The sequence below is a fragment of the Ideonella lacteola genome, assembly GCF_038066555.1.
Taxonomy (GTDB): domain Bacteria; phylum Pseudomonadota; class Gammaproteobacteria; order Burkholderiales; family Burkholderiaceae_C; genus Ideonella; species Ideonella lacteola.
The window spans coordinates 17906-44826 of sequence record NZ_JBBUTG010000023.1 but is presented as its reverse complement, the minus strand read 5'-3'; the positions used below and the strand labels follow the sequence as shown (position 1 = coordinate 44826).

The window sequence follows — 26921 nt, the reverse complement described above, 5'->3', positions numbered from 1 at the left end:
GCAGAAGGCCCGGGCACCGGAACGGCCCTCACCAGACGCCCATTCTTGCCGCGTCCGCGGTCTCCGTTGAAAGACCGCCGCCGCCAGACACCCGACCCGGTCCAAGCGCCCCCCGGGCTGCACAGCACCGGCGCCCATCCAGGCCGATCACTCAGCCATGTCTCGTCAAATGGCCGAAATAGAATCACGCCGGGAGAACATCAAACACGATGAAAAAGATATACACGTGGGTTGCCGGTGGAATCGTGGCCCTATTGGCCGCAACCGCCTTCGAGTTTTTCACCTCGACTCAGCCACGGAATACCTCTTCGACTCCGGAAGAAACCTCCAAATCGGCACCGAGCCAAGACCGCGTCAATTCAGCATGGGCGCCGACTCAGGCGGCTTCAACTCCGACACATCCCAAAACTTCGCCCGAAACACGCGAAGTGCTGGACTCGCTGCTTGCACAGTTCAATCGGACACGCAGCTATCGGCACTTCATTTCAGCGTCACTGAAGGACGCCAGGCATGGCGGTTTGATCTATGCCTTGGCGGCCAATGCTGAGTGCGAAACATTTCGGTCGTCACGCGAATCGAACAAGCTACAGATGACGTCGAATCAAGCTCTGCACTCTGCCGCGCTGCTCGAGGCTCGCTGCGACACTACTGCCGAAGAATCCTTTCAGCAGTTGTCGGCAGCAATGACCTCGAACGGCGTCCGGCCCGACTCGGATCCTCTGGTCGCCATCCTGATGCCAAGGACGTTCAACGAATCTAAGGACGACAGCCTCCGTCGTGCCCGAGCGCTCCTGGACAGTGGCGATCCCATTGCGATGCAGAGCCTCATTTACCTTGAAACGCAACCCTCTCGCGATCCTGGAGGCGACACCGGGGGATATTTTGACGGGCAGCACTATCGCAGCGCAACGGAGCGCGCTTTGCTGAAAGATACGTGGCTGCTGGTGCAATGCAGTCTGGGCGTTTCCTGCGGCCCGGAATCCACAGCGACATTGCTACTGTGCGCGACGCGCAACTGGTGCGGATCTGACGTGGCCGAGGCATTGCAAATCGGACGGGGCCCGGACGGCACGTTCGCCCAGGTTCAGAACCTGGCCAACTCGCTGCTCAGCGCGATCCGGACAAAACGGGCTGCCGCCTTCGTGCCTGCAGGCTAATCCACGCTCAACGGCAACGCCGTCGTCTTCTTGACCGTGCGCAGCACCAGCATCGAGTTGGAGCGCTCGACACCCGGCAGGCGCATCAAGACCTCGGTGTGGAAGCGCTCCAGGTCTTCGGCGTCGCGGTAGGCAAAGCGGATCAGGTAGTCGTTCGAGCCGGCCACGTAGAAACAGTCCAGGATCTGCGGCTCGTCGCGCACCGATCGCTCGAAGGCCTCGAGCAGCGCGTTGCTCATGTTCTCGAGGTTGATGATCGTGAAGCTGGTGCCGTGCTGGCCGATCGCCTTCGGGTTCAGCAGCGCAACATACTGGGCAATGACGCCTTCGTCTTCCAGTTGCTTGACCCGCCGCAGGCAGGCCGAGGGCGACAAATGCACCCGTTGCGCAAGCTCGACATTCGACAGCTTTCCATTGGCCTGAAGCTCTTCCAGAATGAGCCGGTCGATCGCATCCAATTGCGGTGTTTTCGGAGAATCTCGCATATTGTTCCAAGTATCGCAGATCCATTCGCACAAAATTGCGCCACCTAGGGTTGCCCCGTGCAGATCGCGCAAGCACATTGCGCGGGGTCTTCTCTAGACTCCCATCTCTATCAGCGCCGCGATTGGCCCGCCCCTTGCAGGCCCACCGGCTGGAGAACGACGAATGACGACACCCTCGCCCGCCGCCCTGGACGCCTACTGGATGCCCTTCACTGCGAACCGCCAGTTCAAGAAGGCGCCGCGGCTGTTCACCAAGGCCTCCGGCATGCACTTCTGGACGGACGACGGTCGTCAGGTACTGGATGGCGTTGCCGGCCTGTGGTGCGTGAACGCTGGCCATGCGCGGCCCAAGATCGTTCAGGCGATCGCCGAACAGGCGGCCGAGCTGGACTACGCACCGCCCTTTCAGATGGCCCACCCCAAGGCTTTCGAGCTGGCGCACAAGGTGGCGGAGCTGGCCCCAGCCGGCATGAACAAGGTCTTCTTCACCAATTCGGGCTCCGAGTCGGTCGACACCGCGCTGAAGATGGCGTTGGCTTACCACCGTGTTCGCGGCGAAGGCCAACGTACACGTTTGATCGGCCGTGAACGCGGCTACCACGGCGTCAACTTCGGCGGCATCTCGGTGGGCGGCATGGTGGCCAACCGCAAGATGTTCGGCACGATGCTGGGAGGGGTTGATCACATCCGCCACACCCACGATCCCGCCCGCAATGCCTTCAGCGTTGGGCAACCCGCGCACGGCGCCGACTTGGCCGACGACCTGGAACGCCTGATCGCGCTGCACGACGCGTCGACCATCGCGGCGGTCATCGTCGAGCCGGTGGCCGGCTCCACCGGTGTGCTCATTCCGCCGGTCGGCTATCTGAAAAAGCTGCGTCAGATCTGCGACCAGCACGGCATCCTGCTGATCTTCGACGAGGTCATCACCGGCTTTGGTCGCACCGGCTCGCCGTTTGGCGCCCAGACCTTCGGGGTGACGCCCGATCTCATCACCTGTGCGAAGGGCTTGACCAACGGCTGCGTGCCGATGGGCGCCGTGATCGCCAAGCAGTCGATCTACGACACCTTCATGCAGGGCCCCGAGCACCTGATCGAGTTCTTCCACGGCTACACCTATTCGGCTCACCCGCTGGCTTGCGCCGCGGGCCTCGCCACCATCGAGACCTATCAGGAAGAAGGCCTGCTGACGCGCGCCGCAGAACTGGAAGGCTATTTCGCCGAAGCGCTGCACTCGCTCAAGGGGCTGCCAAACGTCATCGACATCCGCAACATCGGCCTGGTGGGCGGCATTGAGTTGGCCTCGCGCCCTGGCGCTCCCACCCAGCGCGCGTTCGACGTATTCCTCGACTGCTACCAGTCTGGTGTGCTCATCCGCACCACGGGAGACACGATCGCCCTGTCACCGCCTCTGATCATCGAGCGGCAGCAGATCGACCAGATCGTCGGCACCATCGCCACCGCCCTGAAACGGGTCGCCTGAGACGGCGACCCGACGCGGCAAGCCGACGCCCATTGACGAACCGAGGGATGCCTAGCGCTTACATATGAGTTTCCTCAGCATCGACCGCGATCTCGCCCGCGACTCCTACTACGCTGCCACCGCGCAGCGCGGGCGAGGGTTCTCCGCACTCTCTGGCTCCGTCGATACCGACGTGGCCATCGTCGGCGGAGGGCTCGCCGGCCTCAGTGCCGCACTGGAGCTGGCCGGCAAAGGCTTCAAGGTCACGCTGCTGGAAGCCAAGGAAGTCGCCTGGGGCGCCAGTGGGCGCAATGGCGGCCAGGCCATCCACGGCCTCGCCTGCGATCAGGAAACCATCGAAGGCCAGCTGGGGCTGGACGATGCGCGCCGCGTTTGGGCCATGTCGCTCGAAGCGATCGACCTGATCCGCGAGCGCATTGCCACCTACCAGATCGACTGCGATTGGCGAGATGGCTACCTCGGCCTCGCCACCACGCCCGGCAAGGCCAAAGACCTTGACGACTGGGCCGAACGCATGGCTCGGGTCTACGGCGCCGAGTTCACCCGCATCGCGCCGAACGAGGTGCAGCGCTGGATCGACAGCCCCCGCTACAAGGGCGGCATTCACGACCCGCGCTCGGGCCACCTTCACCCGCTGAAGTACGCGCTGGGCATCGCGGCAGCGGTCGACCGTGCGGGCGTCAAGATCCACGAGAACACGGCCGTCACCGCCATCGAGCAGCACGCAGGCGGCGTGCGAATCCAAACGGCACAGGGTGAAGTTCGGGCACGCCAGGCCCTGCTCGCCGGCAACGTGTACCTGCAGGGCATGGCACCGCAGCTCGAAGAGCGCATCATGCCGGTCGGCACCTACATCGTGTGCTCCGAGCCGATCGACCCGGCGCTGTGCGACTCGCTGGTGCCCAGCCGCTCGGCGGTGTGTGACACCAACTTCGTGCTCGACTATTTCCGCCCGACCAACGACCACCGCATGCTGTACGGCGGCCGGGTGAGCTACAGCAAGATGACCCCGCCGAACCTGGCCGAGAGCATGCGCCAGCGCATGGCGGGCACCTTCCCGCAGTTGGCGAACACGAAGATCCAGTTCGCCTGGGGTGGCTTCGTCGACATCACGATGAACCGAGCGCCGGATTTCGGCCGCCTCGGCCCGCACCTGTACTACCTCCAAGGCTTCTCTGGCCACGGCCTGGCGCTGACGGGCCTGGCCGGCAAGCTGGTGGCCGAAGCGATGAACGGCGACGCCTCGCGCTTTGACGTTTTCGCCCGGCTGAAGCACCATGCCTTCCCGGGCGGACGCTGGCTGCGCACGCCGGCCCTCGTGCTCGGCATGGCCTGGTACCGCCTGAGAGACTTGCTCGGATGACCCTCATGACCCAGCCCCACAACCCATCAGCTTCCACGGCTTCACCCAAGCCCATCGTGCTGGTGCCTGCATGCAACCGCATGCTCGGCGAGCACCCCTTCCACATCGCCGGCAAGAAGTACATCGATGCCGTGCGCCTGGCCGGCGCCCAGCCGCTGGTGGTGCCCTCGGCCGATGACAGCGAACTGGAGGCCCTGCTCGATCTGGCCGACGGCGTACTGCTGACCGGCTCGCCGTCGAACGTGCACCCGAGCCACTTCGGCGAAGAGGTGCTCGACCCCTCGCTGCCGCTCGATCCGCTGCGCGACAGCTGGACGCTGCCGCTGATCCGGCGCGTGGTCGAGCGCGGCATCCCGCTGTTCACCATCTGCCGCGGCACGCAGGAAGCCAACGTCGCGCTCGGCGGATCCCTGCACCAGGCCGTGCACGAGGTAGATGGCCACCACGACCACCGCGGCGGTCCCGATGGCACGCCGGCAGCCGAGGTGTATGGCCCGGCTCATGATGTGGTGGTGGCCGAAGGCGGCGTGCTGTCCAAGATCGTTGGGCAACCGCGCTTCGAGGTCAACTCGGTGCATGGGCAGGCGGTCAACCGTCTGGCCGATGGCCTGCGCGTCGAAGCCCGCGCGCCCGATGGCGTGGTGGAGGCCTTTTCGGTGGCTGAATCGCGCGGCTTTTCGCTGTGCGTGCAGTGGCACCCCGAGTGGCTCGCCGCAGACAACCCGGTGTCGATGAAGATGCTGACAGCCTTCGGCGAGGCTTGCCGCCGATACCGCGAAGGAAGGCGCGGTCCGCACCCGTGACGGGTGACTGCTGAACCCCTGAATCCATCGCGGGGCCCGCGCGGCCCGCGCCCCGGCCCGCCGGGGGACCAACCGCGCGTACCAGAAGCCCCACCCGGCTTCAAAACAAATCAGGTGCCATCATGGCCAGCAGAGAACACTTCAATTTCAGCGAGCTCGAACAGTGGCTCAACCAGAACCGCGTCACCGAGATCGAGTGCCTTGTGCCCGACCTCACTGGCGTGGCCCGCGGCAAGATCCTGCCGCGCGAGAAGTTCACCGAAGATCGCGGCATGCGGCTGCCCGAAGCCGTCGTCGCGATGGGTGTGACGGGTGAGTTCCCCGACGAGGGCCCGTACTACGACGTCATCAACCCCACCGACCGCGACATGCACCTGCGGCCCGACCCGGCCACCGTGCGAATCGTGCCGTGGGCGACCGACCCGACCGCGCAGGTCATCCACGATTGCTTCGACCGCGACGGCAACCTCGTTCCCTTTGCTCCCCGCTCGGTGCTGCGCCGCGTGTGCGATTTGTTCGCAGCCGAGGGGTGGGACCCGGTCGTGGCGCCGGAGCTCGAGTTCTACCTGGTGGCGCGCAACACCGACCCCGACATGCCGCTGAAGCCGCCGATCGGCCGCAGTGGCCGCTCGGAGACGTCGCGCCAGGCCTACTCCATCGATGCAGTGAACGAATTCGACCCGCTGTTCGAAGACGTTTACGACTACTGCGGCAAGATGGAGTTGAACGTCGACACGCTGATCCACGAGATCGGCGCCGGCCAGATGGAGATCAACTTCTTCCACGACCACCCGCTGGGCCTGGCCGACGAAGTCTTCTTCTTCAAGCGCACGGTGCGCGAAGCGGCGCTGCGGCACGACATGTTCGCCACCTTCATGGCCAAGCCCATCGCTGGCGAGCCGGGCAGCGCGATGCACATCCACCAAAGCATCGTCAACAAGGCCACCGGCCGCAACCTCTTCAGCAACGAAGACGGCACGCCGAGCAACGAGTTCTACTGGTACATCGGCGGCTTGCAGAAGTACATCCCGGCAGCCATGGCGCTGTTCGCGCCGTACGTGAACAGCTATCGCCGCCTGGCCCGCTTCACCGCAGCGCCAATCAACATCCAGTGGGGCACCGACAACCGCACGGTGGGCATCCGCTCTCCGGTTGCCGGCCCCCAGGCCCGCCGCATCGAGAACCGGGTGATCGGCGCGGACGCCAACCCGTATGTCGCGCTGGCCGCCACCCTCGCCTGCGGCTACCTGGGCATCAAGAACAAGATCCAGCCCTCGCCGGAGTGCAAGGGTGACGCCTACCTGGGCGATTACCAGCTGCCGCGCAGCCTGGGTGAGGCGCTGCAGTTGCTGCGCGAAGAAAAGGACCTGGCCCGCGTGCTGGGAGAACAGTTCGTCACCGTCTACACCGAGGTGAAGGAGATCGAGTACGCCGAGTTCATGAAGGTGATCTCGCCGTGGGAGCGCGAGCACCTGCTGCTGCACGTTTGAGAGCCATGAATCTTCCTAAAGCGCGAACCGATCCGGCACCTGTGCTGCTCGCCGTACGGGAGTACGGCTGCGCTGCTCGACGCCACCTCGGTCCGCTCGCTACGGAATCCTCATCACTCTCACATCATTGTTAATTCAACGGCCTCAAGACCTATGACCAACCTCCGCACGACCAAGGACTGGCAAGCCGCCGATTCGGCGCACTTCCTGCATCCCTTCACCGATTTCGCTTCGCTGGCGAAAAAGGGCTCGCGCATCATCACCAAGGCCGAGGGCATCTACCTCTGGGACAGCGAGGGTCACAAGATCCTCGATGCGATGAGCGGGCTGTGGTGTGTGAACGTGGGCTACGGGCAGCAAAGCCTGATCGACGCGGCCACGCGCCAGATGAAGGAGCTGCCCTTCTACAACGCCTTCTTCCAGACGGCCACGCCACCCGCCATCGAGCTGGCCGAGTTGCTGGCCGAAGTGACGCCCCCGCAGTTCAAGCACGTGTTCTATTCGAGCTCGGGCTCGGAGAGCAACGACACCATCGTCCGCATGGTGCGCCGCTACTGGGACGTGCTCGGCCAGCCTGAGCGCCAGGTCATCATCGGCCGCCACAACGGCTACCACGGCTCGACGATGGCCGGCGCCTCGCTGGGCGGCATGAGCGGCATGCACGCTCAAGGTGGATTGCCGATCCCCAATATCGTGCACATCCAGCAGCCCTACGCCTTCGAGCACGGCAAGGGCATGGACCCGGATGCCTTCGGCAAGCTGGCGGCCAGCTGGCTGGAAGAGAAGATCCTCGCGGTCGGGCCCGAGAAAGTGGCCGCCTTCATCGGCGAGCCGGTGCAGGGTGCCGGCGGCGTGATCGTGCCGCCCAAGAGCTACTGGCCCGAGATCCAGCGCATCTGCGACAAGTACGGCATCCTGCTCGTCAGCGATGAGGTGATCTGCGGCTTCGGGCGCACGGGCAACTGGTTTGGCTGCGAGACGATGGGCTCCAAGCCCGACCTGATGACCTTCGCCAAGGGCGTGACCTCCGGCTACGTGCCGCTGGGCGGCGTGATGGTCGGTGAGCGAGTCGCCAAGGTGCTGATCGAGCAAGGCGGCGAGTTCAACCACGGCTACACCTACTCGGGCCATCCCGTGGCGTGCGCCGTGGCGGTGGCGAACATCAAGTTGATCCAGCAGCTGAAGCTGGTCGAGCATGTTCGCGAAGATGTGGGCCCGTATCTTGCTGAGCAATTTGCCGGGCTGCGCGACCATCCGTTGGTTGGCAGCGTGGACACATGCGGCTTGATGGGCGCGATTCTGTTGGTGAAAGACAAGGCGAAGGGCCTGCCCTTCCCCGGCGATCTGGAGGTTGGCATGGTTTGCCGGGGCCATTGCTTCGGCAACGGCCTGATCATGCGGGCCGTGGGCGATCGGATGATCATCGCGCCGCCGCTGGTGATGACCCGGTCGCAGATCGACGAGATGATGGCCTTGATCCGCCAGGCACTCGACCTGACGCTGGCCGACGTGACGTCCAAGGGCTGGCTCTGATGGATCTCACCAGGGAATCCCGACCACCGCGGACATTCCCTGGTGACGATGTACCGATGACTCGCCCCGATCTCGTCTTCACAGGCCGTCATCCGGCACCACCACGCCGGGCGGCGACGCCCCAGCCGCATCAGGCCCGCCCCACCGTGATCGACCGCGACGCCACCTTAGACTTCCGGAGCAACCCACCTGCCGCGGGCCCGCCTGCTGCCGGGGGATATCCTCAGTGCATCTGCCTCCATCCCTGATTTCACTTCGCCAAACGGAGAAATCCACATGAAGTTCCCGATCGCCCGCACCGCCGTGATGCTGGCCACCGCCTTGTTCGCCGCCACCAGCCCCGTCCAGGCGCAGGAGGAAGAAAAGGTCCTGAACATCTACAACTGGTCGGACTACATCGCCGAAGACACGATCAAGAACTTCGAGAAGGAAACCGGCATCAAGGTCCGGTACGACAACTTCGACAACAACGAGATCCTTCATGCCAAGCTGGTGGCGGGCAAGACCGGCTACGACATCGTCGTCCCTTCATCTAACTGGGCAGGCTTGCAGATCCTCGGCGGGCTGCTGGCCAAGCTGGACAAGTCGCAGATCCCGAATCTGAAATACATCGACCCCGCGATCGCCGCCCAACTGGCCAAGATCGATCCGGGCAACCAGCATGTGGTCGACTGGCTGTGGGGCTTCACCACCGTGGGCATCAACGTCGAGAAGGTCAAGGCCGCCATCGGCGGGCCCCTGCCCGACAACGTCTGGGACCTGGTGTTCAAGCCTGAGTACATCAGCAAGCTGAAGTCGTGTGGCGTGTCGTTCCTCGATTCGGCCGATGAAGTGGTACCGGCGGCCATGCACTACCTGGGCAAGGAACGCGTGTCCAAGAACCCGGCCGACTACACCGCGGCGCTGAACCTGCTGAAGTCGGTGCGCCCCTACGTGACGCTGTTCAGCTCGTCCGGCTACATCAACGACATGGCCAGTGGCTCGATCTGCGTGGCGCTTGGCTGGTCGGGTGACATCAACATCGCCCGCCAGCGCGCGATTGACGGCAACACCGGGCAGAAGATCGAGGCGCTCATCCCGAAGAACGGCGGCCTGCTGTTCTTCGACGTGATGGCGATCCCGGCCGACGCTCCGCACCCCGGCAATGCCCACAAGTGGATCAACTACATCCTGAAGCCGGAAGTCAGCGCGTCGTTGACCAACAAGGTCTTCTACGCCAACGCAAACCTCGAGTCGAAGAAGTTCATCAAGCCCGAGGTGGCGAACAACCCGACCGTGTTCCTCTCCCAGGAAAACGTGGCCAAGATGAAAGGCTCGGCGGATCTGCTGAACAACGAGATCCGCCGTCAGCAGAACCGCGTCTACACCGCATTCAAGACGGGGCTCTGAGAGAAACGGCCCCCTGCTCCCTCCGGTCGCTGCCCCCCGAGGGGGCTTTGGCAGCGAGCCGGCGGGGCTGGATCCGCACCGACCTCTCGGTTTGGAGTTGGAGTGAGGCAACGCAGCGCGCGTTGCGGCATCGAGAACATCGACCCCGCCGGAGGGGCGGAAAGACAGCATGGCTAACGACAACGCGAAGTTCCTTCAGATCAAGGACGTGGTGAAGGACTTCGGCGGCTACAAGGCCGTCAACCACGTCAACCTGGACATTGCCAAGGGCGAGATCTTTGCGCTGCTGGGTTCTTCCGGGTGCGGCAAGACCACGCTGCTGCGCATGCTGGCGGGCTTTGAGACGCCCACCTCGGGCAGCATCATCCTGAACGGGGTGGACCTGTCGGGCATGCCGCCCTATGAGCGGCCCCTGAACATGATGTTCCAGTCGTACGCGCTGTTTCCGCACCTGACGGTGTGGGACAACATCGCGTTCGGCCTGCGGCGAGACGGCCTGCCCGCCGACCAGGTGAACAGCCGCGTCGAGGCGATGCTGAAGCTGGTGCAACTGGCCAAATTCGCCAAGCGCAAACCGCACCAGCTCTCCGGCGGCCAGCAGCAGCGTGTGGCCCTGGCCCGCAGCCTGGCCAAGCAACCGCAACTTCTGCTGCTCGACGAGCCGCTCGGCGCGCTGGACAAGAAGCTGCGCGAGCAGACGCAGATCGAGCTGGTGAACATCATCGAGCAGGTCGGTGTGACCTGCGTGATGGTGACCCACGACCAGGAAGAGGCGATGACGATGGCCTCGCGCATTGCGGTGATGAGCGAGGGCCGCTTCCTTCAGGTGGGCTCGCCCAACGAGATCTACGAGACCCCCGGCTCCAAGTTCGTGGCCGATTTCATCGGCAACGTGAACCTGATGGAAGGCACGGTGGCGGTCGACGAACCCGACCACGTCATCATCGATTGCGCCGATTGCAAGCACTACGTCGGCCACGGCATCACCGGCACGCTGGGCATGCCCGTGTCGGTGGCCCTGCGCCCCGAGAAGATCCAGATCAGTGCCGAGAAACCCGATGGCGAGCACAACGCCGTGCGCGGCACGGTGGAAGAGCTGTCGTACTTCGGCAGCTTCACCGTCTATCGCTTGAAGCTGGCCAGCGGCAAGATCCTGGCGGTGAGCCAGGCCAACACCGAGCGCCACCGCGAACACAATTTCACCTGGGGTGATGCGGTGTGGGCCCATTGGTCCGACGCCGCCCCGGTCGTCCTCACCCAGTAAGGACGCCACCATGAGCCTGGCCCTTCGCAAACCCCGTTGGTGGCGCGGCCGCACCGCGGTCATCGGCATCCCGTATGTCTGGCTGCTCGCGTTCTTCTTCGCGCCGTTCCTGATTGTCTTCAAGTATTCGATGGCCGAGATGGGTGCCATCGCTCCGCAAGATGTGATGACGGTCGCTGATGGAGTCATCAGACTGGCTCTGAAGTATTCGAACTACGTCTTCATCGCCACAGACGATCTGTACTTCAAGGCCTACGTCTCCAGCGTCAAGTACGCGGCGATCACCACGCTGTGTTGCCTGTTCATCGGCTACCCGTTCGCCTACTTCATGGCGCGCTCGCGCCCGTCGCTGCAGCCGACGCTGCTGATGATGGTGATGCTGCCGTTCTGGACGTCATTCCTGCTGCGGGTTTACGCATGGAAGGGCTTGCTGGGTGAAGGCGGCTGGGTGGCGGATGCGCTGACCGCGCTGCGCATCGACCATCTGCTCCTGGCGGGGGGAATGATCGAGGCGCTGGACAAGTACATGCACACGCCGTTCTCGTTGGTGGTGGGCATGACCTACACCTACCTGCCCTTCATGATCCTGCCGCTGTACGCCAACCTGGCCAAGATGGACCTGCGCCTGCTGGAAGCCGCGGCCGACTTGGGCGCCACGCCGTGGGTGGCCTTCTGGAAAGTGACCGTGCCGCTGTCGAAGGCCGGGATCATTGCGGGCTCGATGCTGGTGTTCATCCCCTGCATCGGTGAGTTCGTGACGCCCGAACTGCTGGGCGGCCCCGAGACGCTGATGATCGGCCGGGTCATCTGGGACGAGTTCTTCAGCAACAACGATTGGCCTATGGCCTCGACCGTAGCCGTGGTGCTGGTGCTGCTGATCGTCGTGCCGCTGGCGGTGTTCAACAAATACCAGGCCGAAGCCCAGGAGCGCAAGTGATGACCTTCTCGCTTCGGTCATCCACGCGAAGGAGCGCGCCATGAGCCGCGCGATGTTCGGCAGCCGCTTCGCGGCGAGCTTTGGCAAGACCTGGCTGATCGGAGGATTCCTCTTCCTCTATCTGCCGATGGTGACGCTGATCGTCTACTCGTTCAATAAGTCGTCGCTGCCCACCATCTGGGGCGGCTTCACCTTCGACTGGTATGTGAAGCTGGCGAGCGACCACGAGATCCTCTCAGGCTTGTGGCTGTCGCTCAAGATCGCGTTCTGGTCCGCCACGCTGTCGGTGATCTTCGGCACCATGGCCGCGTTTGCGATGGTGAAGTACAAGCGCTTCCCCGGGCGCACGTTCTTCACCGGCATGGTCAATGCGCCACTGGTCATGCCCGAAGTGATCCAGGGGCTGTCGCTGCTGCTGATGCTGGTGGCAATCCAGAGAATCACAGGATTCCCAGAAAAGGGTTTTCTGACCATCCTGCTCGGTCACATGGTGCTGGGCCTCGCCTATGGCGCCGTGGTCATCTCGGCCCGCCTGCAGGAGCTGAACCCGCAGTTGGAAGAGGCGGCGATGGACCTGGGCGCCAAACCGTGGCAGGTCTTCTACCTGGTGACGCTGCCGATGATCACGCAGTCGCTGGCATCGGCCTGGCTGCTGACCTTCAGCCTCTCGCTCGATGATGTAGTGACCTCGGCCTTCCTGTCGGGCCCGGGTGCCACCACGATGCCGCTGGTCATCTTCTCCCGGGCACGCCTGGGCATGAGCCCGAGCGTCAACGCGATCGCCACCGTCACCATCGTCATCGTGGCGGTGTGCGTCACCGTGGCGAGCATTCTCGTGGCGCGCGCCGAGCGCCGCCGCGCCGCCGAAATCAGCGCTGCCCAGCGCGATGGTTCCTGATCGTCCTCACTCCGGAGACCCTATGAAGAACATCCGACTCACCGCCTTGTCAGCCGCCCTGCTCGCCTCGTTTGCGGCGCCGGCCCTGGCGCAGAGCAACGAGGAGTTGCTGAAGGAGCTCAAGGCGCTGCGCGCCCGCGTCGAAGAGCTCGAGAAGAAGGTGGCCGCCCAGCCCCAGCAGCCGGCAGCGGCCAAGCCGGCCGAAGGCACCTGGGGCATGACGCCCGAACAGGTGCAAGACTTCAACCGCATCGCGGTGAAGACCGAGGCCCTGGAAGACGTGCTGGAAAGCCAGGGTTTTAAGGGGCTGAAGGTGTCGGGCTTCATCGAGCCTGTCTTCATTTACAACCAGCACCAGCACCGCGCCGGGTTTCAGTTCCTGAACCAGCAGTCCGACGGCTACGCCTATGACACCTCGTTCATGGGCTCGGCCACCATCGACTTCCTGAAGGAAACCGAGGGCGGCACGCTGTGGCACTTGACGCTCACGCCGAACCGCGGCGTGGGTGCGGGCATCGACGGCGCGAGCATCGTGCAGGAAGCCTCGGTGTCCGTGCCGCTGGGCAGCCTGCAGACGCGCCTGATCGCGGGCCAGATCCCCGACTGGTCGGGCTACGAGTACCAGCAGCCGACGCTCAACCCCTTCACCACCCACAACCTGCTGTACGACTTCACCCTGCCCTTCGGATACACCGGCGTGGGCCTGGACATCAAGGACGGCAAGTGGTGGTGGCGGACGGCGATTGCCAACGTCAACGCCCCGATCCGCCAGGCGAACGAGAAGTCGCCGGTCTGGGCGCTGCGTGTCGACTACGCCAAGGGTGAATTCGCCGGCTGGGGCTTCGCCAGCCTGGTGGGCAAGTCGCCCAACTTCAACACCGGCTACAACACCATGGCCTATCTGGCCGAGGTCGATGGCTACTTCATCCGCGGCGACTGGGCCCTGCAAGGCCAGTTGAGCCTGGGCAAGCAGAAGGATGGCGCCATCACCCCGGGGGCCGATGGCAACTGGCGTGATTCGCAGTGGGTGGGCCTGTCGGGCCTGGCAGGCTACATGTTCACGCCGCGCCTGCAAGGCTTGGTGCGGGCTGACTACATCAAGAATGACAAGAACGGCGGCGGCCTGTTCACCTACAACGGCTACTACGATCCGGACAACGGCAGCTACAACGACGGCCGCAACGGCATCGGCCCTGACCCCAGCGGCGATCTGGATCGGGGCGCGAACCGCTACGCCCTCACGGTCGGCATGAAGTACGTCTTCAACAAGGCCACGACCATGAAGCTCGAGTACCGTTTGGACGGTGCCGACCGCGCGGTGTTCGAAGACACCAAGGACGGCAGCTTCAAGAAGAACAACTCCTTGCTGGGCGCGTCGATGGTCGTCGCGTTCTAAGCTCGCGGCTTGACTGCGTGGCCGCCGCGGCGGCCACTTTCATTTTTGGAGACAACACCCATGTCCACCATCGATTGGACCCAACGCGCCGCCAGCCAGAAGCTGGATGGGCGCAGCGTCATCAACGGCGAGCGTGTCGACGCCGTCGACGGCCAGACTTTCGCCAAGCACTCACCGATCGACAACCGCCTGTTGGGCCCGGTGGTCCGCGGCCAGGCCGCCGACATCGACCTCGCGGTGCGTGCTGCCCGCGCCGCCTTTGAAGACCGCCGCTGGGCGGGCAAGGCACCGGCGGTGCGCAAGAAGATCCTGCAGCGCTTCGCCGACAAGATCCTGGCGGCCAAAGAGGAGCTGGCGCTGCTTGAAACCCTGGACATGGGCAAACCCATCCAGTATTCGCTCAGCGTCGACGTCCCCTCGACCGCCCGTTGCATCGCGTGGTACGCCGAGGCGGTCGACAAGATCTATGACGAGATCGCCCCGACGCCGGACAGCGCCCTCGCGCTGATCACGCGCGAGGCCATGGGCGTGATCGGTGCGATCGTGCCGTGGAACTACCCGATGATCATGGCCGCCTGGAAGCTCGGGCCGGCCCTAGCCGCCGGCAACTCGGTGGTGCTGAAACCCAGCGAGAAGAGCCCCTACACCGCCCTCAGGCTGGCCGAGCTGGCTGTCGAGGCCGGCATCCCACCGGGCGTGTTCAACGTGGTGCCGGGCTACGGCCATGAAGCAGGCGAGGCCCTGGCCATGCACATGGAAGTCGACGCCATCGGCTTCACCGGCTCGACTCGGGTGGGCCGCCGCATGTACGAATACGCTGGCAAGAGCAACCTCAAGCGTGTCTACAACGAGCTGGGCGGCAAATCGGCTTTTGTCGTGTTCGAAGACTTCGCAGACCTGCAACGGGCAGCCCGCACTGTCGCCGGCAGCATGTTCTTCAACCAGGGTGAAAGCTGCAACGCACCGTCTCGCGTGCTGGTTCAGGCCAGCGTGGCGGACGAGTTTGCCAAGCTGGTGGCGGCCGAGGCCCCGAAGTACGCCCCGGGTGATCCGCTGAACCCCAGCACCGAGTTGGGCGCCCTGGTGGATGAAACCCAGCTCCGCACGGTGCTGAGCTACATCGATGCGGGCCATCAGGAAGGCGCGCAAGTGCTGGCCGGCGGCAAGCAGGCGCGTGCCGAAACGGGTGGCTACTACGTTGAGCCCACCGTGTTCGCAGGTGTCAACAACGGCATGAAGATCGCCCGCGAAGAAATCTTCGGCCCGGTGATGGGCATCATCAAGTTCGACACCGAAGCCGAAGGCATCGCCCTGGCCAACAACTCCACCTACGGCCTGCAGGCCAGCGTCTGGAGCGACAACATCAACCGGGCCCACCGGGTGGCGCGCGCCTTGCGCGCCGGCACCGTGCACGTCAACCAGTACGACGAAGACGACATCACCGTGCCGTTTGGTGGCTACAAGCAGAGTGGCAACGGACGCGACAAGTCGCTGCATGCCTTCGAGAAGTACACCGAGCTGAAGACCACCTGGATCAGGATCGATTGACCCCCACGCCCGCTCCGGCGGGACTTGGCCTTGCAGGCCGCGCCGATCCAGAGGATCGGCTCTGCGCCGGGCATGAACATTCCTCAGGATGGCTCATGCCCGAACGAAGCCCCCAAAGTGGCTTGCTCTGCGGACCGGCCACGCCGGTCCGCGCACGCCACTTGATGAGCCCTGCGTTTTGCGCGGGCCGCTGAACCATGATCGAACTCCAGCAGCGCTTGGCAGCCCAAGGCGTGCACACTGTGCTCGCCCAATTCACCGACATGCACGGCGTGGCCAAAGGGAAGTATGTGCCCCTGGCGAAACTGCCTGAGCTGATCGACACAGGCGCTGGCTTTGCGGGGCCGTCCATCTGGGGCACGGGCCTGCCACGCACCGGGCCGCGGGCCGAGTACTACGCCCGCGCTGAGCCCGGTCTCGTCCAAGCCATGCCATGGATGCCCGGGTACGCACGCGCGGTGTGCAGCGGCTTTGTCGATCATCAGCCGTTCGAGGGCTGCCCACGGCAAGTGCTCAAGCGCGCCACCGCCAAGCTGGCCGAGCGTGGCTGGACCTTGAAGACGGGCATCGAGCCAGAGTTCTTCCTGCTCAAGCGGGGGGAAAGCGGCTCCTGGCTGCCGGCTGATGACCATGATCGCCTGGACAAGCCCTCTTACGACCTCAAGTCGCTGCCCCGCCAAGCTGGCTTCCTGCAGGCGCTGAACGAGACGCTCACCGCCTGTGGCCTGGATGTGCTGCAGCTCGACCACGAAGATGCGCACGGGCAATACGAGGTGAACTTTGCCTTCGACGATGCCATGTCGAGCGCCGACCACATCATGCTCTTCAAGCTGGCGGCCCATGCGTTGGCCGAAGAGCGCGGCATGGTCTTCTCGATGATGCCCAAGCCGTTTGCCAACCAACCCGGCAGCGGCCTGCATTTCCACGTGTCGCTGTGGGACGAAGCCGGGCGGTGTGTCTTCTCGCCCGACGAGCGCGACGGCAGCGCTTGGCTCTCGCCGCTGGGTCGTCAATTCATGGCAGGGGTGCTGGCCCATTCGCCAGCGCTTTGCGCCCTGGCGGCCCCCACGGTCAACAGCTACAAGCGTCTGGTGGTGGGCCAGTCGCTGTCGGGCACGAGCTGGGCGCCCGCCTACATCGCGCACGGCCCGAACAACCGCACCGCCACCTTGCGCACCCTGCCCGGCCGCTTCGAATGGCGGCTTCCGGACGCCAGTGCGAACCCCTACCTCGCCAGCGCCGTGCTGATCGCGGCGGGGCTGGACGGCATCGACCGCGGGCTCGACCCGGGGCCCGACTGCACCGAAGATCTCTTCCAGCTCTCGCTGCCCGAGATCCTCGCGCGCGGGCACGGCCTGCTGCCACAGTCGCTGGGCGAAGCTGTCGACGCACTGGAAGGCGATGGCGTGGTTCGGCAGGCGCTGGGCGAGGTGCTGTCGAACGAGTTCATCCGGCTCAAACGCGCCGAATGGATCGAGTACGCCAGGCACGTCAGCCCGTGGGAGCTGCAGCGCTACGCCGCCACGTTCTGAACACACCGCCCAACGCCCCGCCTAACGCATGCTGGTGACGCCCCGTTGAGCCACGCTCGCACCCCGTGGCTGGCCTATGGCTGCCTCGCCACCAGCATGGCGCTGGTGGGCAGCTATGTGGGCCTGTCGCGAACGCTGGTTGCGGCACTGCCCGTCTTCCTGCTGGCGTGGCTGCGCTTCGGCATCGCGGCGGTGGCGATGCTCGGCTGGTTGCGCCGGCCGGCCGACGAAGCCCCCCTGTCCAGCCGCGAACGCTGGCTGTTGTTCTGGGAAAGCTTTCTCGGCAACTTCCTGTTTTCCGTTTGCATGCTGTTCGGCGTGGCGGCCACCTCTGCCGTGGCCGCGGGTGTGGTGATGGCCGGCATCCCCGCCGCCGTCGCCGTCATGTCGCGCTTGTTCCTCGGTGAACGAATCAGCGGCCGCGTCGCTGGCGGCATCGTGTGTGCGGTCGCCGGCATCGTCTGGCTCGCGCTCGAGCGATCGGGCGGCCAGGTCACCGCTGCCGCTTCTGCGGGTGAGCCCCTGTGGGGTTACGCCCTGCTGCTGGGCGCTGTGATCTGCGAGGCCTGCTACGTCGTCATCGGCAAGCGCCTCACGGCAGGCCTCTCACCCAAGCGCATCAGCTCGCTGATCAACCTCTGGGGCCTGGTGCTGGTCACCCCATTCGGTGTCTGGCAGGCCTGGAGCTTCAACTTCGCCGCGGTGCCCGCGCCCATCTGGCCCCTGCTCGTTTTCTATGCGCTCGCCGCCAGCATGGTCACGGTGTGGCTCTGGATGCAGGGCCTTCGCAGCGTGCCGGCCGCCCAGGCCAGTGTCTTCAGCGTGATGCTGCCGCTGGCCGCCACCGCGGTGGGCGTGGTGTTTCTGGGCGAAAAACTGAGCCATGGCCAAATTGGTGCCCTTGCCCTCGCCCTGACAGGATTGCTGCTCGCGACCTGGCCTCAGCGCGAAACTGCCCAATAACGGCACGCCGCACTTGGTTTCTCACGGCGAATGGCAGCTTCGACTGGCTTAGTATCGGCGGCCGCTTCCAGAGCCCCTGCCCATGCCGACCCGACATCTGAGTTCGCCCGCCCGTCTTCGCCTGCTGTTGACCGCCAGCATGAGCGCCCTGCTGGCCGCCTGTGGAGGCGGCGGTGGCGATGGCACCGAAGAGACCGGCAACACCCCCGACCAACAGGCGCAGGCGGCGGGCACGCCCGTCAATTGGTCCGACCCCAAGACCTGGGGCGGCACCGTTCCGCCCAATGGCGCCTCGGTGGTCATTCCTGCGGGAAAGACGGTGGTGCTGGACACGGCCACGGCCAAGCTGGCCGACCTGCGAATCGATGGCGTGCTCACCTTCGCGGAGAAGGACGTCTCGATCACCTCGGGCGCCATCACGGTCTCCGGCACCATGCAGGCCGGCACGGCAGCGGCGCCGTTCACCCACCGGGCGACGATCACCTTGACGGGCGCTCCGGGCGGCACGGACGGCGTTTCCCGCGGGCTGCGAGTCACTGGCGGCAAGCTGCTGCTTTACGCCGTCAGCCCCCAACCGGCCTGGACGAAGCTTAACCAGCACGCAGAAATTGGCGCTAAACAGTTTCAATTGAAACAAAACGTTGACTGGAAGAGCGGTGACCAGATCATCGTGGCGCCCACCGATCACTACGGGCTGGCCTCCACCGAAGCCTTCACCCTCGCATCCGCCGCCAGCGGAGCCACGGTGAAGACCACCGCGGGCCTCGTCAAATCTCGCTGGGGCAAGCTGCAGTACCCCACCTCCAAGGGCATGTCGCTCACGCCCGAAGCGAACTACACGCCGCCGGCGACACCGGCGCCCACTTCGCTCGATGAACGGGCGGCCGTCGGCAACCTCACCCGACGCATCGTGATCCAGGGCGCCGATGACGATGCCTGGAAGAACCAGGGCTACGGTGCCCACGTGATGGTGATGAGCCTGAAGTCTCAGGTGCAGATCGACGGTGTGGAGTTCCACCGCGTTGGGCAGGCCGGGCAGTTGGGACGCTACCCGATGCACTGGCACACGCTCAGCTACGACCTGGGAACCGGTGCCGAGCTGGGCGATGTCACCGGCCACTACATCCGCAACAGCGCCATCTGGGACTCAGCCAACCGCTGCGTGGTGATCCACGCTACAAATGGTGTCAGCGTGCAGAACAACATCTGCTACGACATCAAGGGGCATGCGTTCTTCCTCGAAGACGCCGTGGAGCGCCGCAACATCTTCGACGGCAACCTGGCTTTGAAGATGCGCGCACCGACCTCAAAGAATCTGCTGAAGATCCACGAGGGCCCGGAGGTGTTCCAGGCCGGCCCGTCGGGCTTCTGGATGACCAACCCCGACAACCAGGTCACCAACAACCTGGCAGGAGATGCGCAGGGCAATGGCATCTGGCTCTCGTTTCCGATGCATCCGCTGGGCCTGTCGCGCAGCGTGAAGCTCTGGCCCCGCTACACGCCTCTGGGCGTGATCGAGAACAACACGGTCCACTCGGCCCGCGGCCCCGGCATGTTGCTCGAGTGGGTGCCGGTGGACGACAACGTCGCGCACCCCGAAACCACGCTCGGCTCCTTGGCGTCTCAGCGCTATGTCCCGATGAAAAAGGGCAAGCCCTGTCTCGATGGGGGCGGCAATCCTTACGACGTGTGCCCGGACGATGAGCTTCGCCTGACGATCAAACGCACGACCTCATTCAAGAACCGCGATGGCGCCTATCGCAACCGTGTGACCAAGCCCGACTACCTCGAATGGACGGTGGCCGACAACGTGGGCCTGGCCTTCGCGGGCGCGGCGCAGGAAGGCACGATTCAGCGCGGCTTGATCGTCGGCACCAGCCTCAACCACTCCGACGGCAAGTACCCCTCAGGCGCGGCCCTGCCGGCGGGCGTGGCCACCTACCACTCGACGGTGGCGATCAAGAACAACCACTTCATCGACATCCCGTTCGTCGACGGCAAGACCAGCGGGGCCTTCAGCGCCGAGGACTACTACATCGCCGCCGTCGAACGCGGCAAGGCACGCAACGGCGGCAACCGCCTCACCAACGCGTCGCCGGGTTATCGCAACCTGCAACCTGGCCTCACCCAGAACCACCTGCCGAGCGAGAACTGGGCACTGTCCGGTGCGATCTGGGACACCGAAGGCCAATGGGGCCAGAAGAACTGGTACACCGTACCGGACACCCCATTCCTGACCATCGGCGCCAACTGCGTCGACGCGAAACCGGCGGGCCGCAACGGCAAGTCCTGCGAAGGCGAATACTTCGGCATCGAATCGATCCAGACCGACTTCGATTCGTCGCGCTATGAGTTTGCCGCGGCGATCAATGCGTCACGCCAAGACAGCAACGGCAATGAGATCGCCTCGTGGCGCATCGAGAACGGCTACACCCGCTACGTCAATGCCGATGTCGCCAAGAAGTACGCCTGCGACACACGCGTCACCCCGCCGCCCGGCAACTTCTGCTCGTGGCAGTTGGGCCACATGCGCCATTTCGCCGCGCGGCCTTCCGGCCGGTATGTGCTGAGCTTCCCGGGCTGGCCGTCGGCCAAGTGGCTTGCGTTCAACATCAGCAATGCGTCGGGTGCGGAAGACAAGTTCATGATGGCCGTGAAGTTCGATGGCCGCCTGACGGCCGCGGCCTACTTTGTGGCCGGCTCGCAATGGGACCGTGAGACCGGCAGCTTCGATCCGAACTACCTCAAGCGCACCAACGTGAGGCCGCTGGCCCCGGCCGCCAATCTGGCTGCGGTTCAGGCATCGTCGGGCGACAAGTTCTGGCAGGACAAGGCGAACAACCTCGTCTGGTTCAAATACCAAGGCGGCCTGCCCTTCCCGGGCCTGGATGGCCTGCCCAAGAACAGCGATGAAGACCTGTACCGGATGTACTCGGCGGTCGTCTATCCGAAGGACACCTGCACCGGCGCCGGCAGCCTTTCCGCCTGCCTCGCCCGGATCAAGGCGCTGAACCTGCCGTGAACCGCCGCTCGCGGCGAACCCTCATCACCGCGGCCCTTGGCTTGGCAGCGGCGATCTCACTGGGGCTGGCGGCCAGCCGCTGGTCGCGCCCGCCAGCACCTGCCGAGCATGAACTGAACGCGTTGGTGGCCCGCTGCGTTGAAGCCATGACTCGGGAAGCCTGTGTGGCTCAGCGCGACCGCGCCGGCGCCAACAGCCCGGCCGCCAGCCAAGTGTTCGTGGCGGGAGTGGGCGCGATCGATGCGGCCGCCTACAACGAGATACGCGCCTCTGGCGAGGCGATGTGCAGCCTCGTGAAAAGCCGCTGTGTCAATGATTGGAATGACAGCGCCTGCGAGGCCGCCCGCAGCCTCTGGCCGGGCCAGCGCCCGACCTGAACGGTCGAGAGGCTGAGCCCATCTGCAGTAGGCAGCCTCACTGCTGCGTCGTCGATTCAGGCCTGGGCCAGAGCAACAAGGCGCGCACGACCCCGTTCTGCCGGTTCATGCCGGTGGCCGCGATCATGCCGCGGTGATTGATCGCCGAGGCCCCGATGATCAGCCATTTGGCACGGGCGCTGGCACTGATCCGGTCATTCAGGTCCCAGGTGCGAGCGCCGTCATGGACGAAGCCGTGCTCTTCCTGGGCCGGCGTGGTGGCGGTTCCCACGATGAAGCCGCCCTGATTGATGCCAGTGGCACACCCGGTGGGGCCACCGAGCGAAGGCAAGGCCGACATCTGGCCATTCGAATAGGTGAATGGCCGCGTCTGCCCGTCGGGCAGGCCTGAACACCCCACCACTTGGCGTGCACCGTTGATGCCATAGGCCTCAGCCCAGTCGGCACCCAGCGTGCCCAGATCGGTCATGCGGCCTCGGCGGTACACGAAGGCATGGGTGGCACCGCTGGCGGTACTGGCGTAGCCCACCACGTCGCCATGATCGTTGATCGCCGTGCCGGTACTGCGGCTTCCGCCCAGCGTGCCCAGCTCTTGCAAGTTGCCCGCCTGCCAGATGAAGGCGCGCTCCCGGCCATCGCTGCCCATGGCACTGCCCACCACCTGCCCGCGGTTGTTGATGCCGCGGCCGTAACTGTCGTTGAAGCAGCCGCCGCACAGGTCGTCCGGCAAGCCGTAGATGCGGGTGTTGGTCGTGCCGTCAAACACCAGCGCGTGGGTGCTCAGCGACAGATCGGCCGACGTCGCCAACACGAGCCCCGCGTCGTTGATGCCTCCCGCCGAGACCGCCGGCCAGTGCGGCACGTAGAGCGGCGGCACGGTCACGCACGAAAGGCGGTTGCAGTGCAGCGCGCTCGATCCGAACGCACCGTAGAAGTTGACGGCCGTATCGCCCACCCGGTTGATCGCCGTCGCCGAGGTGTCGTTGAACGGATCGTCAGGCGGCCCGATGAACGGCAGCTCGATCAGCCGATAGGAAGGCGCTGCGATCGCCCCCGTGGCACACCAGCCCAGTAAAACGAAGAACCCAACTGCAACAGATCGAATGAATCGATAGACCTGCACCGTGAACTCCCAGTCCTGGCGTGCCCCATGCGCGCCTCAGCGAGCGACATGAAGCACCGGTGTCAAGCCATTCGCCATCCCTAAGCCGCTCAGGCTGTGACGAGAGTCACGCAGAAGTCGACGTCGATGTCAGCAGAAGAGCCAGCGGGAGAAACAGGCACGGCGTGTGCCCTGAGCGGCACGTCTATTGGAGCGTGGCCGACGGGACCTCGACCTGCACGGGGGTCAGCAGCGCAGCGCGGGTGATTCCGTTGTGCTCGCCGGTGGCCACGATCAATCCGTTGTCGTTGATGGCGCGCGCTTCGGTGATGACCCAGTTCTTGCCCGTCTTCGCATCCAGGCGGGTGTTGAGGTCGATCACCAACGCGCCGGGCTGCCACAACACGCCACGGGGATTCGGGTTGACGCCATCGCTGGCATAGCCCACGGCCCAGCCGTTGCGGTTGATGCCCATCGCACAGGCGTCATTGCCGCCCAGCGACGGCAGCGGCGTCATCGCGCCTTGCTGGTGCAAGAAGGCGCGTTGCTCGGTGTCACCCACCAGCGTCGAGCAGCCGACGATCTGGCGCAACTCATTCACGCCGAAGGCTGCCGAGTGGGTGCCGCCGAGGGTGCCCAGATCCGACATGCTGCCGGCCCGGTAAAGGAACGCATGTTGCTCGCCCGTCGATTGGGTCGAGACGCCGACGATATCGCCCTTGTCGTTCAGCGCGTAGGCCGCGCTGAAGTCGCCACCCAGCGTGCCAAGGTTGCGCATCAGTGCGTCCTTGTAGAGGAACGCGCGCGCGCTGCCGCTGAGGTTGTAGGCCACGCCAACCACTTGGCCCTTGTTGTTGATGTCCCGACCATAGCTGTCGAGCATGCAACCGTTGCAGCCGTCCTCCGGCAGGCCACCCAGGTCGATCGACTGGGTGCCGTTCCAGAGGAATGCGTGGGTGGTGAAGCCGGCGAATGAGCTGCCGGTGACATGGCCCGCGTCGTTGATGCCCGCGGGCGACGTGGCGGGGAAAGAACGGACCTGCAGCTCGGGGATCTGGGTGCAGGCGGCCTTGGCGCAGCTCGCCGCCGCGAAGCCTGAAACCGAGTACCCGTACTCGACAGCCGTCTTGCCGCCCTTGTTGATCGCCTTGGCGCTGGAGTACAGCGTGACATCGCTCTTGGGGCCGATCAACAACTCGGTGACCTTGTAGATCGTCATCGTGTCGGCATGGGCCGACATCGAACCCCAAACGCCCACGGCAGCCAAGACGACAGACACGGCACGGCGGACCGCGGGCGCGGCACCAACCACACCCAAGCGCCGCTGTCGGCGCGAAGTACGGCAATTCATTGGAGTTCCTTCGATCCCATCCACAACCCGGGATCACCGGGCGGGCGGGATTATCTCGCCGCTGGGTCGAGCGCGGACAGGGCCGCTGCACTCACTTCGTGGGGGGGCTGCGTCTTGAGCCGATGGTCCGACCAGATCTGACGCCACTTGCGCGCGCCAGCCTGTCCGTGGCGCAGGCCCAGCATGTGGCGCGCCACATGTGACCACGGAATGCCGTGGCGCCCAGCCAACTGACTCATGTGCGCGACCATCGCCGACTCGACCACTGCACGGTCTGGCGCGGGGCTGTTCTCGCCATAGAAGCGGCGATCCCACCCGGCCATGAGCCAAGGGTTGTGGTAGGCCTCTCGCCCCAGCATCACGCCATCGACATGCTGCAGGTGATGCGCAATGGCATCGTTGTCCTGCACACCGCCATTGAGCACGATCGTGAGCTGCGGGAAGTCGCGCTTGAGCTGGTAGACCACCTCGTAGCGCAGCGGTGGAATCTCGCGGTTCTCCTTCGGGCTCAGGCCCTTGAGCCACGCATTGCGCGCATGCACGATGAACACGCGGCAGCCCGCCGCGGCGACCGTGCCCACAAAATCGCGCACAAAGCCATACCCTTCTTCCTTGTCGATGCCGATGCGGTGCTTGACCGTGACGGGCAAACCATCGGCCACGTCGACCATGGCTTTCACGCAATCGGCCACCAGGGCCGGTTCATTCATCAGGCAGGCGCCGAATGCGCCACGCTGCACGCGTTCACTGGGGCAACCGCAGTTCAGGTTCACCTCGTCGTAGCCCCAGCGCCGCGCCAACTGCGTGCAAAACGCCAGCTCGTCGGGCTCGCTGCCACCCAGTTGCAGCGCCAGCGGATGCTCTTCGGGGTTGTAGTCGAGGTGGCGAGGTTGATCGCCGTGGCGCAAAGCGCCGGTGGTGACCATCTCGGTGTAAAGGCGCGTGCGCTTGGTGATGAGACGGTGGAAGTAGCGGCAGTGCCGATCCGTCCAGTCCATCATGGGCGCCACGCTGAGGCGCCAATCGGGCACACCGGGCTCGGGAAACAGGGCCGCGCTGGAGGCGACCGACAACTCAGGGGCATTCACCCTCGAATTATCGGTGCCTGTCTGGACTCAGGCCACGCGCGCGGCGTTGGCCGAGATGCCTTGCACGAATCGAGGCACCAAAGGCAATGGCAGATCGTGACCCATGCCCGCGATGAAGTCACCAGACGCGCCCGCGATACGGCGCGCGAGGTCACGGCCGTTGTCCACCGGGATGAGCGGGTCCGCCTCGCCGTGGATCACGTGGGTAGGCGCCTGGATCTGCGCCAGCATCGGCGTGCGGTCGCCGTCGGCCGCCACCGCCACCAGTTGGCGCAAGGTGCCGGTGGGCCGCCAGGCGCGCTGCAGGTTGGCGTGCATGCGCTCGCGAAACTCGGCCGGATCGGGCCGGTAGTCGGGGCTGCCGATCACCTGGAAGACATGGGCGTAGTGGTCGAGCAGCGCCTGCAGGTCCGGCGACCTCGCGCGCTGCAGCATCACCCGCCGCGCGGCCAATGTGGCCTGCGGCAGGCGGCGCGACCCACTGGTCGTCATCATCAGATTGAGGCTCTTCACCCGTTGCGGATGCGACGCCGCCAGATGCTGGGCCACCATGCCACCGAGAGAGGCGCCGCACACATGGGCCCGCTGGATGCCGAGCGCATCCAGCACACCGAGCGCATCGAGTGCCATGTCCGCGAGGCGATACGGCGCTTTCACCGGCCAATGAAACACATGCTGGAGCGTGGCCAGGGGAAGGTTGGGCACGCCCAGATGATCGAACCCCTGGCTCAAGCCGGCATCGCGGTTGTCCAGCCGAATCACACGAAAGCCCCGCGATACCAAGGCCTGCACCATTTCGGCGGGCCAACTCGTCAGCTGCATGCCCAGGCCCATGATGAGCAACAGCGGCTCACCGTTAGGCAGGCCCTCGTCCTCGACCTCGATCGAGATGTCGTTCGCGCTGATTTGCATGAGGCTCAGGCCGCCTGAGCCGGTGCGTCGGGCGAATGCCCGGTGGTCGTCTTGAAGAACCAACGGCGCAGCCCCGCGGTGTCAAAGGCGCGCCATGCGCCTTCGGGCTGCCTCAGCCGATCGGCGATGAGGTACATCGTCAACGGGTTCAGCCCCATGCCGATGTGGCTGGCCTTGAGCTCGATGTTTTCGGTGTGGGGCAGCGGCGGGTTGAGGCTGCAGCGCCAGCTGACGACGCCGTCGGTGCGTGAATAGATCGAGGTGGTGGGCACAGGCGGTGGGCGGCGAATTTCGGCCATCACCTCCGGGTCATGGGCCGATTTGCCGCTGACAAGCTCAAAGAAGCGCCACGCGTTGGTGGCCCTCGGATGCCCACCGAAAGGCGAGCCGAGCGTGACCACGCAGCGCACCCGATCAGGCAGCATCTTGGCCAGCTCTCGCGCGTAGACGCCCCCCAGGCTCCACCCCACCAGACTCACCTTGCGGCTGTGGTGATCGCTCAAGCGCTCGATCTGTGCCACACAAGCCTCCAGCACCCCATCTCTCGGGCCGAAGTTGAAGCCCTGGTGCCACGGGTGCGGTTCGTAGCGGCGATCGCGCAGGAAATTGCGCATCGGCACGGTGCTGAAATCGGAGACGCCCAGGCCCGGGAACACGACGACCGGATGACCATCTCCCGCAGGCAGTTGGCGCAGCCACGGGGCGCTGGCCAGCAAGGCGGCAAACTCCCACGGCGCGCGGCCTTCGAGAGCGAGTTTCAATAGCCCCGGCGCGCGCGGCGGGTTGGAATCGTTGTCATGCTCGGACATGGGGCGATCTTAGCCAGCC

At 65.0% G+C, this 26921-nt stretch carries 22 protein-coding genes; 16 read left to right on the top strand and 6 right to left on the bottom strand.

Annotated features, from left to right (window positions below):
* The first annotated feature begins 209 nt into the window (after positions 1-209).
* Complete coding sequence (locus AACH06_RS24275) at positions 210-1157, top strand: hypothetical protein (protein WP_341428376.1); 948 nt, start codon at positions 210-212, stop codon at positions 1155-1157.
* Here AACH06_RS24275 and AACH06_RS24270 read toward each other — a convergent pair.
* On the bottom strand, positions 1154-1642 hold the full coding sequence (locus AACH06_RS24270) for an Lrp/AsnC family transcriptional regulator (protein ID WP_341428375.1): 489 nt from the start codon (positions 1640-1642) through the stop codon (positions 1154-1156). The two genes, AACH06_RS24275 and AACH06_RS24270, sit on opposite strands and share 4 nt — an antisense overlap.
* Positions 1643-1805: 163 nt before the next feature.
* On the opposite strand from AACH06_RS24270, the gene aptA reads away from it, so the two are divergent.
* From aptA to AACH06_RS24195, 15 genes are all read left to right on the top strand, one after another.
* On the top strand, positions 1806-3125 hold the full coding sequence (gene aptA, locus AACH06_RS24265; protein WP_341428374.1) for an omega-aminotransferase AptA: 1320 nt from the start codon (positions 1806-1808) through the stop codon (positions 3123-3125).
* Positions 3126-3189: 64 nt separating this feature from the next.
* Positions 3190-4488, top strand: coding sequence for an NAD(P)/FAD-dependent oxidoreductase (locus AACH06_RS24260; RefSeq protein WP_341428373.1), 1299 nt, complete (start codon positions 3190-3192; stop codon positions 4486-4488).
* A 5-nt stretch (positions 4489-4493) separates the two neighbouring features.
* Complete coding sequence (locus AACH06_RS24255; protein WP_341428372.1) at positions 4494-5291, top strand: gamma-glutamyl-gamma-aminobutyrate hydrolase family protein; 798 nt, start codon at positions 4494-4496, stop codon at positions 5289-5291.
* 122 nt (positions 5292-5413) lie between these two features.
* Complete coding sequence (locus tag AACH06_RS24250; protein ID WP_341428371.1) at positions 5414-6781, top strand: glutamine synthetase family protein; 1368 nt, start codon at positions 5414-5416, stop codon at positions 6779-6781.
* Positions 6782-6934: 153 nt separating this feature from the next.
* Positions 6935-8314, top strand: coding sequence for an aspartate aminotransferase family protein (locus AACH06_RS24245; RefSeq protein ID WP_341428370.1), 1380 nt, complete (start codon positions 6935-6937; stop codon positions 8312-8314).
* 276 nt (positions 8315-8590) lie between these two features.
* A complete protein-coding gene (locus AACH06_RS24240; RefSeq protein ID WP_423222079.1) occupies positions 8591-9703 on the top strand; it encodes a polyamine ABC transporter substrate-binding protein in 1113 nt (370 codons plus the stop codon).
* Positions 9704-9872: 169 nt separating this feature from the next.
* Positions 9873-10967 carry an ABC transporter ATP-binding protein gene (locus tag AACH06_RS24235; RefSeq protein ID WP_341428369.1) on the top strand — a complete coding sequence of 365 codons (1095 nt, stop codon included), beginning with the start codon at positions 9873-9875 and terminating at the stop codon, positions 10965-10967.
* 10 nt (positions 10968-10977) lie between these two features.
* A complete protein-coding gene (locus tag AACH06_RS24230; RefSeq protein WP_341428368.1) occupies positions 10978-11904 on the top strand; it encodes an ABC transporter permease in 927 nt (308 codons plus the stop codon).
* A gap of 40 nt (positions 11905-11944) precedes the next feature.
* Entirely contained in the window at positions 11945-12802 is an 858-nt protein-coding gene (locus AACH06_RS24225; RefSeq protein ID WP_341428367.1) for an ABC transporter permease, read from the top strand.
* 22 nt (positions 12803-12824) lie between these two features.
* Complete coding sequence (locus AACH06_RS24220; RefSeq protein WP_341428366.1) at positions 12825-14198, top strand: DUF3138 family protein; 1374 nt, start codon at positions 12825-12827, stop codon at positions 14196-14198.
* A 60-nt stretch (positions 14199-14258) separates the two neighbouring features.
* Positions 14259-15746, top strand: a complete 1488-nt coding sequence (locus tag AACH06_RS24215) for an aldehyde dehydrogenase (RefSeq protein ID WP_341428365.1) — start codon at positions 14259-14261, stop codon at positions 15744-15746.
* 197 nt (positions 15747-15943) lie between these two features.
* The gene (gene glnT / locus AACH06_RS24210; RefSeq protein WP_341428364.1) at positions 15944-17278 is read left to right on the top strand and encodes a type III glutamate--ammonia ligase; all 1335 of its coding nucleotides are present in this window, start codon (positions 15944-15946) and stop codon (positions 17276-17278) included.
* A gap of 96 nt (positions 17279-17374) precedes the next feature.
* Positions 17375-18241 (top strand): DMT family transporter, encoded by an 867-nt coding sequence (locus AACH06_RS24205; RefSeq protein ID WP_423222080.1) that lies wholly within the window; start codon positions 17375-17377, stop codon positions 18239-18241.
* A gap of 82 nt (positions 18242-18323) precedes the next feature.
* The gene (locus AACH06_RS24200) at positions 18324-21263 is read left to right on the top strand and encodes a G8 domain-containing protein (RefSeq protein WP_341428362.1); all 2940 of its coding nucleotides are present in this window, start codon (positions 18324-18326) and stop codon (positions 21261-21263) included.
* On the top strand, positions 21260-21640 hold the full coding sequence (locus AACH06_RS24195; protein WP_341428361.1) for a hypothetical protein: 381 nt from the start codon (positions 21260-21262) through the stop codon (positions 21638-21640). Before AACH06_RS24200 ends, AACH06_RS24195 begins: the two co-directional genes overlap by 4 nt.
* 37 nt (positions 21641-21677) lie before the next feature.
* On the opposite strand, the gene AACH06_RS24190 is transcribed toward AACH06_RS24195, so the two are convergent.
* From AACH06_RS24190 to AACH06_RS24170, 5 genes are all read right to left on the bottom strand, one after another.
* Positions 21678-22763 (bottom strand): hypothetical protein, encoded by a 1086-nt coding sequence (locus AACH06_RS24190; protein ID WP_341428360.1) that lies wholly within the window; start codon positions 22761-22763, stop codon positions 21678-21680.
* Positions 22764-22947: 184 nt separating this feature from the next.
* Positions 22948-24021: a DUF3466 family protein gene (locus AACH06_RS24185; protein WP_341428359.1), complete on the bottom strand. Its 1074-nt coding sequence runs from the start codon at positions 24019-24021 to the stop codon at positions 22948-22950.
* A gap of 122 nt (positions 24022-24143) precedes the next feature.
* A complete protein-coding gene (dusA, locus tag AACH06_RS24180) occupies positions 24144-25142 on the bottom strand; it encodes a tRNA dihydrouridine(20/20a) synthase DusA (protein WP_341428427.1) in 999 nt (332 codons plus the stop codon).
* A gap of 66 nt (positions 25143-25208) precedes the next feature.
* Positions 25209-26093, bottom strand: a complete 885-nt coding sequence (locus AACH06_RS24175) for an alpha/beta fold hydrolase (RefSeq protein ID WP_341428358.1) — start codon at positions 26091-26093, stop codon at positions 25209-25211.
* A gap of 5 nt (positions 26094-26098) precedes the next feature.
* Positions 26099-26902: an esterase/lipase family protein gene (locus tag AACH06_RS24170; protein ID WP_341428357.1), complete on the bottom strand. Its 804-nt coding sequence runs from the start codon at positions 26900-26902 to the stop codon at positions 26099-26101.
* Positions 26903-26921 lie beyond the last annotated feature (19 nt).

What these genes read in the sequence shown, in the direction of transcription:
- AACH06_RS24275 (WP_341428376.1), top strand. Translation starts at nt 210, where the DNA reads ATGAAAAAGATATACACGTGGGTTGCCGGTGGAATCGTGGCCCTATTG.
- AACH06_RS24270 (WP_341428375.1), bottom strand. Translation starts at nt 1,642, where the DNA reads ATGCGAGATTCTCCGAAAACACCGCAATTGGATGCGATCGACCGGCTC.
- aptA (WP_341428374.1), top strand. Translation starts at nt 1,806, where the DNA reads ATGACGACACCCTCGCCCGCCGCCCTGGACGCCTACTGGATGCCCTTC.
- AACH06_RS24260 (WP_341428373.1), top strand. Translation starts at nt 3,190, where the DNA reads ATGAGTTTCCTCAGCATCGACCGCGATCTCGCCCGCGACTCCTACTAC.
- AACH06_RS24255 (WP_341428372.1), top strand. Translation starts at nt 4,494, where the DNA reads ATGACCCAGCCCCACAACCCATCAGCTTCCACGGCTTCACCCAAGCCC.
- AACH06_RS24250 (WP_341428371.1), top strand. Translation starts at nt 5,414, where the DNA reads ATGGCCAGCAGAGAACACTTCAATTTCAGCGAGCTCGAACAGTGGCTC.
- AACH06_RS24245 (WP_341428370.1), top strand. Translation starts at nt 6,935, where the DNA reads ATGACCAACCTCCGCACGACCAAGGACTGGCAAGCCGCCGATTCGGCG.
- AACH06_RS24240 (WP_423222079.1), top strand. Translation starts at nt 8,591, where the DNA reads ATGAAGTTCCCGATCGCCCGCACCGCCGTGATGCTGGCCACCGCCTTG.
- AACH06_RS24235 (WP_341428369.1), top strand. Translation starts at nt 9,873, where the DNA reads ATGGCTAACGACAACGCGAAGTTCCTTCAGATCAAGGACGTGGTGAAG.
- AACH06_RS24230 (WP_341428368.1), top strand. Translation starts at nt 10,978, where the DNA reads ATGAGCCTGGCCCTTCGCAAACCCCGTTGGTGGCGCGGCCGCACCGCG.
- AACH06_RS24225 (WP_341428367.1), top strand. Translation starts at nt 11,945, where the DNA reads ATGAGCCGCGCGATGTTCGGCAGCCGCTTCGCGGCGAGCTTTGGCAAG.
- AACH06_RS24220 (WP_341428366.1), top strand. Translation starts at nt 12,825, where the DNA reads ATGAAGAACATCCGACTCACCGCCTTGTCAGCCGCCCTGCTCGCCTCG.
- AACH06_RS24215 (WP_341428365.1), top strand. Translation starts at nt 14,259, where the DNA reads ATGTCCACCATCGATTGGACCCAACGCGCCGCCAGCCAGAAGCTGGAT.
- glnT (WP_341428364.1), top strand. Translation starts at nt 15,944, where the DNA reads ATGATCGAACTCCAGCAGCGCTTGGCAGCCCAAGGCGTGCACACTGTG.
- AACH06_RS24205 (WP_423222080.1), top strand. Translation starts at nt 17,375, where the DNA reads ATGGCGCTGGTGGGCAGCTATGTGGGCCTGTCGCGAACGCTGGTTGCG.
- AACH06_RS24200 (WP_341428362.1), top strand. Translation starts at nt 18,324, where the DNA reads ATGCCGACCCGACATCTGAGTTCGCCCGCCCGTCTTCGCCTGCTGTTG.
- AACH06_RS24175 (WP_341428358.1), bottom strand. Translation starts at nt 26,093, where the DNA reads ATGCAAATCAGCGCGAACGACATCTCGATCGAGGTCGAGGACGAGGGC.
- AACH06_RS24170 (WP_341428357.1), bottom strand. Translation starts at nt 26,902, where the DNA reads ATGTCCGAGCATGACAACGATTCCAACCCGCCGCGCGCGCCGGGGCTA.